Genomic DNA, 15,690 nt, shown 5'->3' with positions numbered 1-15,690 from the left:
CGACGGCGCTCCTCGGCCGCCTCGCGCCGGCGGGCCGCGGCGGCGCGCTCGGCCTTCTGCTCGGCGACCGCGGCAGCCGCCTCCTCGGCCCGGCGACGCTCCGCAGCCGCGGCGGCCGCGGCCTTGCGGCGCTCGGTCTCGGCCACCCGAGCGTCCTCGGTGGCGGACTTGTCCTGCGCGCTCCGCTCAGCCTCCGCCTTCGCTTGGGAGATCTCCGCCGCCCGGCGGCGATCCTCGGCTTCCCGCTGACGCGCCACCGATTCGGCGGCCTTCGCGCGCTCACGCGCCTCGGCGTCGCGGGCGGCCGCCTCCGCGGCGGCGGCCCGCGCCTGCTCGGCGGCTTCGCGCTGCTTGTCCTGGCTCGCCTGGAGTCGCAACCGCTCCTCGGCCTCGTGGGCGGCCCTGGCGGCGGCGGCGGCACGGTTGGCCTCCTCGGCCTCCCGCCTGCGCGCGGCGATCTCCGCCTCCATCCGCACGCGCTCGGCGGCGAGCGCGGCCGCCCGTTCCTCCGCGTCGCGCTTGCGGCGGGCGACCTCGGCCATGCGGGCGGCCTCTTCCTCCTCGCGCCGGCGCGCCAGGGCCTCGGCGGCGCGGGCCCGCGCCTCGGCCTCCTGCTGCTTGGCGGCGGCCAGAGCCTCCGCCTTCAGGCGCGCGGTCTCGGCGGCCTTGGCCTTCTCGGCCTCGTCGCGCTGGCGTGCGGCCTCCCGGTCGAGGCGCTTGCGCTCGTCCTCCGCGGCTCGCTTCTGGCGCGCGTCCTCGTCGCGCTGCCGCGCCGCCTCGCGCTCCTGACGCAGGCGCTCGTCCTTCTCGTTGGCGAGGCGCTCCAGCGTCCCGAGGCGCTCCTGCGCCTCCGGGATCAGCGGGGACGTCTTGTAGGTCTCGATGAACTTGGCGATCGCCGCCGCGTCCGTGGAGGTCTTGAGCCGGCTCCAGGCGCGGGCCTCGGCGGCCGTGGGCCGCGGCATCGGAACGGCCGGCGGCGCGTCGACGGGGGGCGAGACCTGCGGCCGGACCTCGCCGTCGAGGTCCGGCTCGCTGCGCAGGGCGACGCGGGAGACGCCCGCCATCCCCGGCGCGGCCGGGGGCGCGGCGAGCTTGGCGAGCTGCATGCGGGCGAGATCGGCGTAGAGCCCGGACTTGTGGGTGTTGAGATAGATCTCCCACGCCGCCTTCGAGCCGACCCGCTCGACGATCTCGTAATCTGACTTGGCGAGCACCGCCTCGTCCCGGGTGTTGGCCATGAGCGTGGCGTTCGGTGCCACCGTCGCCACCTCGGTCCGCGCGGGAACCAGCGCGACGGTGCCGCCGCCCAGCGAGCCGTAGACGAACGGTTCCTGCTGGCGATTGGTGGCCTTGAGCACGTCGTCGCGGACGCGGCCGAAGGCGAGGCGGACATCGAGGCCCGGGACGGTCAGGTTGGCCAGCAGCGCCGTCGTGAACGGCGAATGGGTGCCCTCGCCGTCATTGGCCACGGCCTGCGCCTTCGCCGCGTAGGCGATCAGCGTGTCGGTCTGCTGCGGCTCGACCTTTCCGAGGCCGGCGCTGATCGCCCGGGTGGCGACCCGGCGCTTGATCTTGCTGGCGAACGGGTTGTCGCGGCAGGCGTCGAGGATGACGAGCCGCAGGCGCTTGGCCCCCTCCAGGGCGTTGAGGATGCGATCCAGCGGGATCGCCTCGTCATCGGCGTCGCGCTCGTTCACCAGCTTGGCGTCCGTGGGGATCAGGTAATTCGCGTCGCGGATCTCGATGCCGTGGCCGGCATAGTAGACGACGGCGATCTCCGAGTCGGTGACCGCATCCTCGAACTCGCGGATTGCGCGCTTGAATTCCAGGTTGCTCGTGTCGTTGCGCGCCGCCACCACGTCGAACCCGGCGCGGCGGAACAGGTCGGCCATCGCGTTGGCGTCGCCCACCGCGTTGGGCAGCTTCGGCACGTTCTCGTATCCGCCGACGCCGACGACGAGCGCGACGCGGCGCCCTTCGGCGTGGGCCGCCTCGGCGAACAGCGTCAGCAGGACGCTGACGAGGAAGGCGACGGCGGACCGTCTCACGGTTTCATCCTCGAGCGCGACCGGCACGGCCGGGCGGCGCGGCCGATCGGCCGAAGCCGGAAAGCTATGCTCGATTTCAATGTTCCGTGCAAGGATTCGAGCGTGCCTAAACGCACTGAGTACAGTCGAGATCCGGTATGGTCTGCCGATATCGGTCCACCGCTTCGGCGAAGACAATCACCGTTCTCACCGGTCCGATCGATCGGCGGACGGTCATGTCCACCGTAGGGCAACGCGGTTCATCGGGAGCCGTTGATGCCGTCGCCGTCAGTTCGAAGCCTGTGTATTCTGCCGCAACGACCGCGCGGTCGAGTAACGCGGTGCCCGATCAGGGTATTGCGGAGAATAACGGGCGCCGCGCGTTCGACGCGCGTGGGGCGACGCGAAGCCGTTGCCGGCGGGGTGCCGCCGCAAAGCGCGTCGGGGGCGGCCGGAACGGGGGCGGAGGGATCGGCAGGGGCATCGTCCGGCGCCGCGCATCCGACCTGGATCGTTGCCCCTCCCCGGGGCACAGACACGGCGCGCGAAGCGCACCGGTGTCGAAGGGCCCTGCGAACGCCCTCGGCTCGCCCGGGCCTCCGGTCACGCTCCGATCGTCAGAGAACCTCGACGCGCGTCCCCACCGGCACGCGCTCGTAGAGGTCGACAACGTCGTCGTTCATCATGCGGATGCAGCCGGAGGATACCGATTGGCCAATCGTGTTCGGCTCGTTGGTACCGTGGATGCGGTAGAGCGACGAGCCGAGGTAGAGGGCGCGCGCGCCGAGCGGGTTCTCCGGACCGCCGGCCATGTGGCGCGGCAGGTCGGGACGCCGGGCGATCATCTCGGCGGGCGGGGTCCAGTCCGGCCACTCGGCCTTGCGGCTGACCGTCTTCAGTCCGCTCCAGGCGAAGCCCGGGCGGCCGACGCCGATCCCGTAGCGGAGCGCGCGCTGGCCGGGCTGCACGAGGTAGAGGTGCTTGCCCGCCGTGTCGATCACGATGGTCCCGGGCCTCTGCGCGCCAGAGAATGCCACCTCCTGGCGCTGATATTCCGGCGCGACCGCCCGGGCGATCCGGGCCGGATCGGCCTGGGACGCACCGTAGCCGGCCGCCGGCGGCACCCCGTAGACCTGCCGCTGCGGCTGGACGGCCGGCATGGGCTCGGGCTCGGCGGGCAGCAGTTCGCCGGAATAGGCGGCCACCCGCAGCGGCGCTTCGGCCCGTTGCGGCGCCGTGGCGCGCTGGGCGGCGACGCCGCGCTGCGGCCAGCCCCGGGTGCCGTTCCCGGCACCGCCGGTGACGAGATACTCGATCAGGCCGCCGCCGTAGCCGCCCTCCGCGTAGCGCGCCTGCTGCGCCTGCGCGGGTGCGCTCCAGACGGCCGCCGCTACGGCTGCCGACAGACCCAGACGGACCGATCCCCGCATCGCACACTCCCGAACCGGACCCGCTGCGCCCGTGGCCGGAACGATCGCGCCGCAAATCCGCGAATCAGGTGTACGAACGTGGTGAATCGGGGCGGGGCTGCCCCTTCCCCGCCGCCCGGCTGGTCCCAGCGTGAATCAGCGGTAAAGCGGGGTGGTCCGTGTGCGACGCAAAAAAGAATCCGCGTCCCCAGGCAGGCTTCCCGCCGGGTCGCAAGCTTGGCAGTCACAGTCCGTCAACCGATGTGTTAGAGAGTCGCGACGACGGAACACGAACGCCTACGCCCGGATGATGACCCAGAAGCGCTATCGCATCGAAGACAGCCTCGGGCTTCCCGGGGCGCCCCAGCCCGCACCGGGCGTGCCTGCCTCGAGTGAGCGGTTGGAGGAGATCTTCAACGCCATCCAGGACCTGCGGCGCATCACGCAGATGAGCGCCAGCGAGACGATCGAAGCGTGCCGGCGGGATCTGCACGACGCGCTCTCGATGCGGTCCGAGCTCGACCTCATGAAGGAAGCGATCACACGGACGAAGTCGGAGCTGGCGACGCTCCACCGGACCGAGAACACCGGCAAGGGCATGCGCCGCGCCGCCGACGAGCTCGACGCTGTCGTCGACTCCACCGAGCGCGCCACGACCCAGCTCCTCGGGGCCGTGGAGGAGATCGAGGCTCACGCCGGCATGCTCAACGCCGCGATGCTGCCGCCGGGCATGAAGCAGCACGTCGACGTCATCCTCGAACGCGTGATCACCGCCTACGAGGCCTGCAACTTCCAGGACCTGACCGGCCAGCGGATCAACAAGATCGTCGGCGTGATGAAGTTCATCGAGGAGCACCTCGACCGGCTCATCGCGACGTGGTCGGAGCTCGACAGCTTCAAGGAGCTGATCACGCTCATGCCGGTCTCGACGGCCCTGGACGACGAGAGCAGCCTGCTCAACGGTCCGAAGCTCGACGACGATCCCGGACACGTCGACCAGAGCGACATCGACTCGCTGTTCGACTGACGGGACCGGGACGGCGCGTTTTTTTGTCGGCTGCCCCGTCCCCTCCGGCGCCGGGAACGCTTAGATCTGCGGTATGAGCCGCAGAGCCCTCTCAGACCTGCCCCCCGACACCTTCGACGACGGCCGCGACGCCGAGCGGGACGATGCCGAACCCGGCCTCCCCGCCGACGAGGCGCCGGAGATCGATTTCGATTTCGAGCCCGGCGACGTCCGGGCCGGCACGGAGGTCATCCGCCGCTTCTGGTCGACGCTGCCGTCCTCGCCCGGCGTCTACCGGATGTTCGATCATCGCGGAGACGTCCTCTACGTCGGCAAGGCCAAGAACCTGAAAGCCCGCGTCGGCTCCTACGCGAGGGGTCAGGCGCACTCGAACCGCATCGCCCGGATGATCTCGCAGACGGCGGCGATGGAGTTCGTCACCACCGCCACCGAGACCGAGGCGCTGCTCCTCGAAGCCAACCTGATCAAGCAGCTGAAGCCTCGCTTCAACGTGCTGATGCGGGACGACAAGTCGTTCCCCTACATCCTGGTGACCGACGACGGGCCCGCCCCGCAGATCGTGAAGCACCGCGGCGCGCGGCGGCGGAAGGGCAACTATTACGGACCCTTCGCAAGCGTCTGGGCGGTGAACCGGACGGTGAACGCCCTGCAGCGCGCCTTCCTGCTGCGCACCTGCACCGACAGCTACTACGAGAACCGGACCCGGCCCTGCCTGCTCTATCAGATCAAGCGCTGCTCCGGCCCCTGCACGGGGGAGATCGCCGAGGCCGACTACGCCGCGATGGCGGATGCGGCCCGGGCGTTCCTGGCGGGCAAGTCCAACGCCGTGAAGGACCGGATGCGCATGGAGATGCAGGCGGCCTCCGAGGCGATGGAGTTCGAGCGCGCCGCGCGCTACCGCGACCGGATCGCCGCGCTCTCGGCGATCCAGGGGGTTCAGGGCGTCAACACCCAGGGCGTCGAGGAGGCCGACGTGTTCGCCCTCGACGAGCAGGCCGGCCAGTTCTGCATCGAGGTGTTCTTCTTCCGGAACTTCCAGAACTGGGGCAACCGGGCCTATTTCCCGAAGGCCGACCGGAGCATGACGCCGGACGAGGTGCTCGGCTCGTTCATCGGGCAGTTCTACGACGACAAGCCCGCGCCGCGGACGATCCTGACCAGCCATCCGGTCGAGGATGCTGAGCTGGTGGCCGCCGCCCTGTCGAGCCGGGTCGACCACCGGGTCGAGATCCATCGTCCGAGCCGTGGCGAGCGCAGGAACCTCGTCGACTACGCCCAGCGCAACGCCAAGGAGGCCCTGGCCCGGCGGCTCGCCGACACCGCCTCGCAGGGCAAGCTGCTGAACGCCCTCGGACAGGCCTTCGGCCTCGATCGTGCCCCCCGGCGGATCGAGGTCTACGACAACTCGCATATCTCGGGGACGAACGCGGTCGGCGGCATGATCGTGGCCGGCCCCACCGGCTTCATGAAAGCGCATTACCGGACGTTCAACATCAAGTCGGAGGAGCTGACCCCCGGCGACGATTACGGGATGATGCGCGAGGTGCTGCAGCGGCGGTTCAAGCGCCTCGTCAAGGAGGCGCCGCGCACCGAGAAGGAGGCCGAAGCCACCGCCGCGGAGGGCGGCACGCGGGAACCCGGGTCGGCTCCGGGCGAGGAGAGCGAGGCTTTCCCGGCCTGGCCGGACCTCGTCCTCATCGACGGCGGCAAGGGCCAGCTCGATGCCGCCCGGGTGGCCCTCGACGCGGTCGGCGTCTCCGGCGTGCCGCTGGTCGGCGTCGCCAAGGGGCGCGACCGGGATGCGGGTCGCGAGACGTTCTTCGTGCCGGGTCGGCCGGCCTTCAAGCTACCGCCCCGCGACCCGACGCTCTACTTCGTGCAGCGGCTCCGCGACGAGGCACACCGCTTCGCCATCGGAAGCCACCGGGCCAAGCGCAAGCGTGAGATGGTGAAGAATCCCTTGGACGAGATCGCCGGCATCGGGCCCAGCCGCAAGCGCGCGCTGCTGCACCATTTCGGAACCGTGAAGGCGATCGAGCGCGCCGCCTTCGAGGATCTGGCCCGGACGCCCGGGGTCAACGCCGCCACGGCGCGGGCCGTCTACGACTTCTTCCATGCCGGCGCCTGAGAATCCGGCCGCCATGGCCGAGCCGGGCGGCGAGGCGTTGACGCCCGCGCCGCGCTCTGATTTCACCACCGCGATGAACGCCGTCCTTCCCCGACGACGGTCCCCGGCCTGGACGCTCGCGAATTGCCTGACCTACGGGCGGCTCGTCGCCGTGCCGGTGATGGTCGCGCTGCTGTTCTGGCCCGAATCCCACACCGCCCGGTGGACGGCGCTGGGCGTGTTCGTGGCGGCCGCGATCACCGACTACCTGGACGGGTACGTTGCCCGCACCTACCACCAGAGCTCCGCGCTCGGGCGCATGCTCGATCCGATCGCCGACAAGCTCCTCGTCTCCGCCTGCCTGCTGATGCTGACGGCGGACCACACGATCATCGGTTCCAACATCTGGGCGGCGATCGTGATCCTGTGCCGGGAGGTGCTGGTGTCCGGCCTGCGCGAGTACCTGGCCGAGTTGAAAGTCGGTGTGCCGGTGAGCAAGATCGCCAAGTGGAAGACCACGGTGCAGCTCCTGTCCCTGGGCTTCCTGGTGGCCGGCCCGGCGGGCGAGACGGTCCTGCCGGGGACGGAGGCGATCGGCCTCACGCTGCTGTGGCTCGCCGCCGCGCTCACGCTCTGGACCGGCTGGGACTACATGCGGGCGGGGATCAAGCACGTCATCGACGACCCGCGCTGACGGGCGGTGTCCGGGGACACGGGATCCAGGCGTCAGATCGGGTACGGTGGTGCGATGAAGCTCGTCTATTTCGCCTGGGTCCGCGAGCGGATCGGCCGCTCCGAGGAGGAGCTGGCCCTCCCACCGGAACTCGCCACCGTCGCCGACCTCGTCGGCTGGCTGCGCGGGCGCGGCGAGGAATACGCCTACGCGTTCGAGGACCCGGGCGTGGTGCGGGCCGCGATCGACCGGACCCACGCCAAGCCGGACGCCGCGATCGCGGGCGCCCGCGAGATCGCCTTCTTCCCGCCAATGACGGGCGGCTGAGCCGCGGGACAGCCGCGCACGTAGTCGGCCACGCTTGAAACGGGTCGGCTTCCGGCGTCTTTGGCATCGTCGCTCCGGCTGAACCTGATGCCGAACGGCGCGCGGACCGAGCCAAGTTCGTTTACGGGTTCGGGCCGCCTTTACGACCGGTCTTTCGGCGGAACGCTCAAGCTCGGATCACGTTACTCGGTACCGAAATCGGTACTGGAGCCGTAGAATGCGCAAGTCGTTGCTCGCCACCGCCGCCCTGCTGAGCCTCTGTGCTGCCGCGCAGGCGCAGACCACCGTCATCGAGCGGGACCGGCCCGCGGTCGTCGTCGATCGCCCCGCCACCGAGTCGAAGTCCGTGACCGTCCACGACCACGGCGACGGCTGCGTCACCAAGACGGTGCGCAAAGAGAACGAGATGGGCGATTCCAAGACCGTGAAGAAGGAGTCGTGCGACTGAGGCACGACCCGGCGCCGGAACGGGTTTCCCGTCCGGGCTTTGGTATCCGGCGGGCCGCCCGGTGACGAGCCGGCGGCCCGAACCGTGAAGGAGACGTCGATGCCGAGCGATGCGCAGATCGCCGAAATCCTCTCCCAGGTCACCACCGCCACGGTGACGACGATCCTCCTCAAAAAGGGCCTTCGCAATGTCTGGCTCCGGGGCACCCGACCGCTGAGCCCGGGGCAGCCGCGGATCGTCGGCCGCGCCTTCACGCTCCGGTTCGTGCCGGCGCGCGAGGACCTCGCGACCCCCGAATCCTGGTCCTCCCCGACCTTGACCCGCGCGGCCATCGAGGCGATGCCGGCCGGGTGCGTCGCGGTGGTCGACGCGATGGGCGTGACCGATGCCGGCATCTTCGGCGACATCCTGTGCGCGCGCATGGCCCAGCGCGGCGTGGCCGCCCTGGTGACCGACGGCGTGGTGCGCGACGTCGCGGGGGTGATCGGAACCGGCCTGCCGGTCTGGTGCCAGGGCGCGGCCGCCCCGCCCTCCGTCGCCGGCCTGACCTTCGTGGCGTGGCAGCAGCCCATCGCCTGCGGCGGCGTCGCGGTGTTTCCCGACGACGTCGTCGTGATCGACGCGGACGGCGCCGTTCTGATTCCCGCGGCCCTGGTGGAAACGGTCCTGGACCTCGCCCCCGAGCAGGAGCGCTTCGAGGGCTGGGTCATGGATGAGGTCGGCAAGGGTGCGGCGCTGCCCGGCCTCTACCCGCCGAACGCCGACACCAAGGCGCGCTACGAGGCTGGCAAGGGCTGACCCGCGACGCGTTCGGCCGTTCGACCGCCGAACCGAACCGTCGGATGCCGCGGGATCGCCGCTGGGAGGCGCGCCCCGATCGCCGCGGATGCGCGCGTCCGGGGACCTCCGCGTCCCAGGCCTTCGGAGACGCGACCGCGCGACCCCGGTCACGCGGGCTACGGCCTCGGATCTGGTCTCTCACCGCCGGCCGCCTGCGGGGTGAACATCTCCCTGTCCGCGCGCGTGACTTCGAACGCCGGGCCGGCACGGCAGGTCGTTCGCGAAACGTTAACGTTTCGGGCACGAAATCGGGGCGTCTTCTAGAACGGAACACGCCATGCCCCTGCGCCTGGAACTCAAGCCCTTCGAGCGGCTGATCATCAACGGCGCGCTGCTGCGCAACGGCGATCGGCGTTCGACCTTCCTGATCGAGACCCAGTGCAAGTTCCTGCGCGAGAGCGAGATCATCACGGAGAGCGAGGCCGACACCGCCTGCAAGCAGCTCCATCTGACGCTGACGGTGATCTATCTCGCCGATGACCCGTCACAGGGCATCGACCTGTTCTTCCGCCAAGCCACGGACCTGATCCGGCGGGTACCCGCGGCCGCGCCGCAGATCGCCGCCATCGCCGCGGCCGTCGAGGCCGGCGAGTTCTACCGGGCGCTCAAGCTGAACCGGAAACTCGTCGAGTGGGAGAATGCGGCCTCGACGGCGCAAGAGGATCGGGCGCCCCAGATCGTCGCGTGAGCGGCGCCCGGGCTCAGCCCGGGTTGCCCTGAAGCCCGGCCGCGACGTGGTTGTTGATCGACACCAGGGTGGCGATCTTCTCTGGCGTCGGCGCGATCATCGTGTCGACGCAGCTGCGCAGGATGAACGCCCCCAGGCGGCCGACGCCCTGCTTGACCTCGGTGGGGAGCGGGTTCTCGTCCGCGGTCGCCTCGGAGCTCAGCAGCGTCCACACACGCTGGTTGTACGAAAGAGCCTCGTTGAGGCGCCCGGTCTCCCCGGCGGCGATCCCCTGGCTTGCGCTGATCAGGCGCTGCGCCGCCTTGATCAGGAGCGCCGATTCCGCTTCGCGCGGCGTCAGGGCGCTGTGGGCGGTTTTGGCATAGGCGTTGGCGGCATTGTTCATCGGTGACCCACCTCCGGCATCCGGCCCGGCTACAACGCAGGCTTGCGTGTAGCTGTCGCAGAGCAGGAGTTAAAACGGCGTGAGCGTCAGATCCGCCATGATGCCGCCGGGTTGGACAACGACCACGCGTTCAGGCTCGTAGGAACCGGCCTCCGGAACGCCGCACCAATGCTGAATTTCTTTCTCGGAACAGTTGCCGGCGGCCTCATCGCCTGCGTGCTGACGATCTCGGCGGCGCGCCAGCCGGAGATCCAGGCGCGGCTGGGCCTGAAGCCGGCCCCGGCACCGACGACCCTGGCTGCGGTCACCAAGCCGGCGGAGCCGGATTGCGGGCGGCGTACGGAGCCCGCGCCCCGAATCGGCACGCAGGACATGCTGTTCAACCGCCAGAGATTCTGGTCGGTTTCTCCCTGACTACATTGCGCCGAGGAGCACGAGCAGCATCGTCGTGGCGACCGTCGTGCTGACGAAGCCGCACAGAGCGGCCGCGAAGGACGGGCCCGTGCGATCGACGGTAGCCGGCGGGATCTCGGGGGCGAGCGTGGCAGGGGACATTGGCGCAAAACCTTCTCGGCGACGTGAGTCGCGCATGGCAGGATGATGTTGCTGAAGGGGGCCGCCCGAGGTGCGGGCGCGCACCTGTTCAGTCGCAGCGATTGATTTTCTTGGCGATCCGCAGGCCCCGCAGCTCGCTGCGGAGGTCGATCGCCACCACGCCCTCGCCACAACGCTCGAAGGCGTCACGGGCGTCGTCGTAGCGGTCGCCCACCTCGTCGAGCGTGTCGCAGACGCGGTCGTGGTCGCCCACCCGCGCCTCTTGGCGGGCCTGGAAGCGGAGGGCACTGGCTTCGTCGATCTTGCGCTGGGCCTCCAGACAGGCCGGCAAGGCCAGCGCCGACGAGGTCAAGACGAGGCCGGCCAGCATGCTGGCCAGGCCGCGGATCAGAGTGGCCGAACTGGCACTCACGGGAACACTCACTGACGCGTTACGGGGGCAGGCCCGGGACAGGACTGCCGGGTTTCTCGGGCTGGCAGATCTCCACCCCGTCTCTCTCCGCTGAAACGGTGAAGCTGTGGTGAAGGTTCCGGGCGAACTCAGCTCTTCCGGCGCAGGCGGGAGGTGAGGATTGCCGAGAGGGCCACGGGTGCCGGACCCATCGGATCGACGCCGACATCGTACTGCTTGGGCAGCGGCTTGAGCTTGCCGTGGCTGTGACCGTGCAGGTTGAGCGCACCCCGGCTCATCCCGTTCCAGGTGCGGAACGCGTAGTGGCAGAGCACCACCATCCGCCCATCGACATCGAGTTCCGCGTAGTGGCGGACCGAGGCCCAGCCGGGCGCCCCCAATGTGTCCGGCCCGTCGTTGTTGCCGGCGATCAGATGCTTCTCGCCGTTGAGCCCGTCGAGGATCTGGCGGATCCGCGCGCCGGTCGGCCCGAGGGCGAAGTCGCCGAGGTGCCAGACGGTGTCGCCCGGTCCCACCGTGGCGTTCCAGGCCGCGATCAGGCCCGCGTCGTGCGCGGCGAGATCCGGATACGGCCTATGGTCGAAGCGCAGGGCCCGCGGATCGCCGAAATGCGTGTCGCCCGTGAAGAAGATGCTCACCCGTCGGCTCCGCTGAGATCCGCCAACCCGGTCCGCCGATCCGTGCGGACAGCCGCCGAAGCCCGTCGCGGGCGGTCGGGTTCCCGCGAAGCCGTGAACGCCGGCCCCGTTGACGGCCCGGCCCGCGGGGATGAAGCCTGCCTGTCACGGGCGGCGTAGCGGGAGCAAGGGACCATGGCGGGGACGGTGGGCTTCGCGTTCCTGGCCGGCATCCTGTCGGTGCTCTCGCCCTGCGTGCTGCCGCTCGTGCCGATCGTGCTCGGAACGGCGGCCTCGGAGCATCGGTTCGGGCCCCTCGCGCTGGCCGCCGGCCTGGCGATCGCGTTCACCGCGATCGGCCTGTTCGTGGCGACCGTCGGCTTCGCCATCGGGCTCGACGGCGACGTGTTCCGGCGGGCCGGGGCGGTCCTGCTGCTGCTGCTGGGCCTCCTGCTGATGCTGCCGCGGCTGCAGGCCCAGGTCGCGACCGCCGCCGGGCCGGTGGGCGCCTGGGCGGAGGAGCGGTTCGGCGGGTTCGGATCGGGGGGGCTTTCGGGCCAGTTCGGCGTCGGCGTGCTCCTCGGGGCGGCCTGGAGCCCCTGCGTCGGGCCGACGCTCGGGGCCGCCTCGCTGATGGCCGCGCGGGGCGAGCATCTCGGAGGCGTGGCCGCGACGATGCTGGCCTTCGGGACCGGGGCGGCCCTGCCGCTGGTGGGGCTCGGCTTCCTCTCCCGCGAGGCGCTGATGCGCTGGCGGGGACGCCTGGCGAGCGCCGGACGGACGATGAAGGCCGGGCTCGGCGCCGTCATGGTGGCCCTCGGCCTCTTGGTGCTTTCCGGCCTCGACAAGCGGGTCGAGGCCGCGTTCGTCACCGCGACGCCGGACTGGCTCAACACGCTGACGACGCGTTACTGACGGGGCGCCGGCGCGGATCGACCGCCGGACCGGGAGGCAATCTTCAACATTCGCGTCCAGACTCCCGCCCCGCGCGATGCCCGACACGGCGACAGACACGTCTTGACCGAAGTCCCCACCCCATCGCCGGCCGCCCACGGCATCGCCGGCTGGCCGATCGGCCCCGTCGCCATCGGACGTTCCCGCCCGGCATCCCTGCCCGACGGGCGGCCCTGGCCGCGGATCCGCATCGTCACCGTGGCCGGTGCCACGGCCGGTCTGGACGGGACCGTGGCGTCAGTCCTGCGCCAGGACTATCGGGAACTCCGGCACGATCTCCTGGCGCCCGGCTCCGCCGGCGCGGCCGCCGAGCGGCTGATGCGCGATCCCGGCATCGATTGTCTGCTCTGGCTGCGCGCCGGCGACCTCCTGGCTCCCGGGGCCCTCGCCGCCCTGGCGCTGGAGGCGGCGCTCACCGGCGCCGCCGCGGTGGCCGGTCTGCGCGTGCTGTTCGACGACGCGGTCCGGGCCCTGGACTGCCCCACGGAGACGGTGGATCCGGCGGCGTTCGACGGCGGCGAGATCCTGTGGACACGGGCGGGGCTGGCGGCGCGGATGCGCCTCGATGGGGGCGGCGTGCCGGACGCGGTCTTCGCCTGGACGGCGATCCCCGAGGTTGAGCGGGCGCGTATCGGCCGTCCGGTGCTCCTCCACAGGCTGGCGAAGGCGGCGGCGGCCCCGGCGGCGGGCCTGTCGATCGTCTCGCTCACCGGAACGGGCACGCAGGGGGGCGCCGGCGTGGCGCAGCGTCGGCTCGCCGAAGCTCTGGCGCTGGCGGGTCATCGCGTCACCGACGTGGTCCTGAGCGGGCGTCCCGAGGCCGCCGAATGGACCGACCGCTTCCCCCGGGCCGAGGCGGCGATCGAGGCGGTCGCGCCCGATCTCGTCCTCGCCGGCAACCTGCACGGGGCCACCCGCAGCCTCGACGTCGTCCGACGCCTCGCCCGGCGCGGACCGGTCGCCCTGGTCCTTCACGACCTGTTCCCGCTCACCGGCCGGTGCTGCCATCCCCGGGATTGCGGACGCGCCCGGTTCGGCTGCGATGCCGCCTGCCCCGGGCCGGACGAATACCCGCAGCTCGCCCCGGACCGGATCGCCGGCATGCATGCCCGCAAGCGCGCAGCGCTCGCCGAGCCCGGGGGCCCGTGGCTCCTGGCCAATTCCGACTGGACGCTGGCACGCGCCCGGGACCTCGCGCCGCCCGACGCCCGGGCGGATCGGATCCGGCTCGCCTTCCCGACGGCCGTGTTCCGGCCCGGCGACCGCGCGGCCCTGCGCCGCCGCCTGGGGCTGCCGGCCGAGGCCGTCCTGATCCTCGTCTCCGCGGTGATCGTCGACGGTCCGGACAAGGGGTTCGCGGATCTGCGGGCGGCGCTCCGGTCCGTGGCGCGGCCGGGCGTCGCCGTGGTGGCGATCGGCCGGCTCGACGATCCGTCGCGGCTCGGCGTCCCGACCCTGTTCGCCCCGGGCCTCATCGCGGACGAGGAGAGCCTGGCGGCCTGGTACGGCGCCTGCGACCTCCACGTCACGGCGAGCCGCCACGAGACCCTGGGGCAGACCCCCATCGAGGCAGGCCTCTGCGGCGTGCCGACCCTGGCCTACCGCACCTCCGGGCTGACCTCGGCGGTGATCGACGGCGTCTCCGGCCGCCTCGTGCCGATGCGGCCGGGCGCCCTCGCCGAGGCGCTGGCGGCGCTCGTCGACGATGCCGCGGCGCGCGACCGGCTCGGCGCCTTCGCGCGGATCGCCCTGGAGAGCCGCTACAGCCCGGCCGCGGCGTCCCTGTCCCTCGACGCGCTGTTCCGGACACGCGGGCTGCGGGACGCAGCCGCGCCCCTCGTGTTCGCCCCGGCGATGCTCGGCCACTTCCCGTTCGCGACCGAGCGGCAGGCCGGCGCCGCCGGCACGGTTCCGGCGGCCTCGCCGCCGCTCGTGCGCCGGCTGCGGCGCGTCAAGCAGGCGGTCCTCGGGCGCCGGATGCCGCTGTTCGTGCGCCGCTGCCTCTACCTCGCGGGACGCCTCCGGCGGAGCGCGCCATGAGGCGGCGGATCTATCTCGACCAGACGCATCTGCGCGGCCACGTCACCGGGATCGAGCGGGTCACCCTCGACCTGTTCGCGCCCGAGGCGCTCAGTCCGCACGAGATCCGGCCCGTGACCAGCCGATCGCTGCCGGGCATGATCGCCGCGCAGCACGTCGCGCTCCCCCTGCGGGCGCTTCGGGACCGGGACGCGCTCTTCCTGTTTCCCGGGTTCCCGCCGGGGCCGCTCTGCGCGCTCGCGGCCACGCGCTGCCTGCTCTACGTGCACGACACGTTCCTGCTCACCCGGCCGGAGGATCTGAGCCTGCGCAGCCGGGCCTACATGACCCCGAGCTTCGCCCTGGCCCTGCGCTGGTGCCCCAACCTGTTCGTCAACAGCCGCGCCACCGGCGAGGCCGTGCGCGCCGTCTGCGCCCGCCGCGCCCGCGTCGCCCTGCTGCGTCCGGCGGTGCGCGACGCGTTCGGCCTCGGCGACCTGCCGGGGCCGGCCCGCTACGAGTCCGGGCCGCCGCTGCGGCTGCTCGCCATCGGGACGATCGAGCCGCGCAAGAACATCCCGGCCGCGCTCGCGCTGACGGCGGCCCTGAACCGCGCCGGCGTGCCGGCCGAGCTGCACCTCGTGGGGCGGGTCGGATGGGGCCGCCACGACTTCCTGGCGGATCCCCCCAGCTTCCTGCACCGGCACGGGTATCTGTCCGACGGCGCGCTGCGGAACCTCGTCGCCTCCTGCCACCTGCTGCTCTCGACCTCGAAGGCGGAGGGGCTCGGCCTGCCGCTGCTGGAGGTGCAGTATGGCGGCCTGCCGGTGGTGGCGCCGGACGATCCCGTGTTCCGGGAGGTGCTGGGCGCCTCGGGGCTGCTGATCCGTCCCGAAGACCCGGATGCCGCCGCCGGGGCGGTGGCGGCCTGGATCGCCGGAGGCGGTCTGGCCCGCGCGTCCGCCGCCAGCCGCAGCAACGTCGCGCGCTGGAATGCGGCGGCGGCCGAGGACGGGGCGCGTTTCCGCCGCTTCCTCGCCGGCGACGGGACGGCCTACGCGGCGGCCGGATCCAGCGTCGCAGCTCACGAGACCGTGTGAGACCAGGTACGTAGTTCCCGGCAGGACCACGCCTGTTCACGCCTTAAAGCTGTGCCAGTTAGAGTCGACACGCGAGTCGATATCTGTGGGTTTCCTGCT

17 protein-coding genes are annotated in these 15,690 nt (G+C 71.7%); 11 read left to right on the top strand and 6 right to left on the bottom strand.

Going from position 1 to position 15,690, the window contains the following annotated elements; genetic code table 11:
• Both MKL01_RS21840 and MKL01_RS21835 read right to left on the bottom strand, forming a co-directional pair.
• A partial coding sequence (locus tag MKL01_RS21840) for a caspase domain-containing protein (RefSeq protein WP_243907277.1) occupies positions 1-2,051 on the bottom strand: 2,051 nt, incomplete at its 3' end.
• A gap of 596 nt (positions 2,052-2,647) precedes the next feature.
• A complete protein-coding gene (locus MKL01_RS21835) occupies positions 2,648-3,460 on the bottom strand; it encodes a L,D-transpeptidase (RefSeq protein WP_243907276.1) in 813 nt (270 codons plus the stop codon).
• Positions 3,461-3,749: 289 nt separating this feature from the next.
• Here MKL01_RS21835 and MKL01_RS21830 point away from each other — a divergent pair, with 289 nt between their 5' ends.
• The 7 genes from MKL01_RS21830 (at position 3,750) to MKL01_RS21800 (ending at position 9,549) form a co-directional block, all read left to right on the top strand.
• Positions 3,750-4,466, top strand: a complete 717-nt coding sequence (locus MKL01_RS21830) for a protein phosphatase CheZ (protein WP_243907285.1) — start codon at positions 3,750-3,752, stop codon at positions 4,464-4,466.
• Positions 4,467-4,539: 73 nt separating this feature from the next.
• Complete coding sequence (gene uvrC, locus MKL01_RS21825) at positions 4,540-6,594, top strand: excinuclease ABC subunit UvrC (RefSeq protein WP_243907275.1); 2,055 nt, start codon at positions 4,540-4,542, stop codon at positions 6,592-6,594.
• Positions 6,595-6,667: 73 nt separating this feature from the next.
• Entirely contained in the window at positions 6,668-7,267 is a 600-nt protein-coding gene (gene pgsA, locus MKL01_RS21820) for a CDP-diacylglycerol--glycerol-3-phosphate 3-phosphatidyltransferase (protein WP_243907284.1), read from the top strand.
• Positions 7,268-7,321: 54 nt separating this feature from the next.
• A complete protein-coding gene (gene moaD, locus MKL01_RS21815) occupies positions 7,322-7,573 on the top strand; it encodes a molybdopterin converting factor subunit 1 (protein WP_243907274.1) in 252 nt (83 codons plus the stop codon).
• A 217-nt stretch (positions 7,574-7,790) separates the two neighbouring features.
• Positions 7,791-8,021, top strand: a complete 231-nt coding sequence (locus MKL01_RS21810; protein ID WP_243907273.1) for a hypothetical protein — start codon at positions 7,791-7,793, stop codon at positions 8,019-8,021.
• A gap of 99 nt (positions 8,022-8,120) precedes the next feature.
• Entirely contained in the window at positions 8,121-8,819 is a 699-nt protein-coding gene (locus tag MKL01_RS21805) for a ribonuclease activity regulator RraA (RefSeq protein WP_243907272.1), read from the top strand.
• 319 nt (positions 8,820-9,138) lie between these two features.
• Positions 9,139-9,549, top strand: a complete 411-nt coding sequence (locus tag MKL01_RS21800) for a flagellar biosynthesis repressor FlbT (RefSeq protein ID WP_243907271.1) — start codon at positions 9,139-9,141, stop codon at positions 9,547-9,549.
• A 13-nt stretch (positions 9,550-9,562) separates the two neighbouring features.
• Here MKL01_RS21800 and flaF read toward each other — a convergent pair whose 3' ends face one another.
• Positions 9,563-9,934 (bottom strand): flagellar biosynthesis regulator FlaF, encoded by a 372-nt coding sequence (gene flaF / locus MKL01_RS21795; RefSeq protein ID WP_243907270.1) that lies wholly within the window; start codon positions 9,932-9,934, stop codon positions 9,563-9,565.
• A gap of 168 nt (positions 9,935-10,102) precedes the next feature.
• On the opposite strand from flaF, the gene MKL01_RS21790 reads away from it, so the two are divergent.
• On the top strand, positions 10,103-10,348 hold the full coding sequence (locus MKL01_RS21790; protein ID WP_243907269.1) for a hypothetical protein: 246 nt from the start codon (positions 10,103-10,105) through the stop codon (positions 10,346-10,348).
• Here the strand turns inward: MKL01_RS21790 and MKL01_RS21785 are convergent, their stop codons facing one another.
• The 3 genes from MKL01_RS21785 to MKL01_RS21775 all read right to left on the bottom strand — a co-directional run bounded on the left by MKL01_RS21785 (position 10,349) and on the right by MKL01_RS21775 (position 11,539).
• Positions 10,349-10,489, bottom strand: a complete 141-nt coding sequence (locus tag MKL01_RS21785) for a hypothetical protein (protein WP_243907268.1) — start codon at positions 10,487-10,489, stop codon at positions 10,349-10,351.
• Between the two features lie 88 nt (positions 10,490-10,577).
• Positions 10,578-10,901 (bottom strand): hypothetical protein, encoded by a 324-nt coding sequence (locus tag MKL01_RS21780; protein WP_243907267.1) that lies wholly within the window; start codon positions 10,899-10,901, stop codon positions 10,578-10,580.
• 128 nt (positions 10,902-11,029) lie between these two features.
• The gene (locus MKL01_RS21775) at positions 11,030-11,539 is read right to left on the bottom strand and encodes a metallophosphoesterase (protein ID WP_243907266.1); all 510 of its coding nucleotides are present in this window, start codon (positions 11,537-11,539) and stop codon (positions 11,030-11,032) included.
• Positions 11,540-11,713: 174 nt separating this feature from the next.
• Here MKL01_RS21775 and MKL01_RS21770 point away from each other — a divergent pair, with 174 nt between their 5' ends.
• The 3 genes from MKL01_RS21770 (at position 11,714) to MKL01_RS21760 (ending at position 15,591) form a co-directional block, all read left to right on the top strand.
• Positions 11,714-12,433, top strand: coding sequence for a cytochrome c biogenesis CcdA family protein (locus tag MKL01_RS21770; protein WP_243907265.1), 720 nt, complete (start codon positions 11,714-11,716; stop codon positions 12,431-12,433).
• 102 nt (positions 12,434-12,535) lie between these two features.
• Positions 12,536-14,512 (top strand): glycosyltransferase, encoded by a 1,977-nt coding sequence (locus MKL01_RS21765; protein ID WP_243907264.1) that lies wholly within the window; start codon positions 12,536-12,538, stop codon positions 14,510-14,512.
• Positions 14,509-15,591, top strand: a complete 1,083-nt coding sequence (locus MKL01_RS21760) for a glycosyltransferase (RefSeq protein ID WP_243907263.1) — start codon at positions 14,509-14,511, stop codon at positions 15,589-15,591. Before MKL01_RS21765 ends, MKL01_RS21760 begins: the two co-directional genes overlap by 4 nt.
• The last annotated feature ends 99 nt before the right edge of the window (positions 15,592-15,690 follow it).

This window comes from Methylobacterium sp. J-070 (assembly GCF_022829385.1).
Lineage (GTDB): Bacteria > Pseudomonadota > Alphaproteobacteria > Rhizobiales > Beijerinckiaceae > Methylobacterium.
Note: the sequence above shows the minus strand (reverse complement) of the source record. Positions and strands in the feature narration are given on the sequence as shown.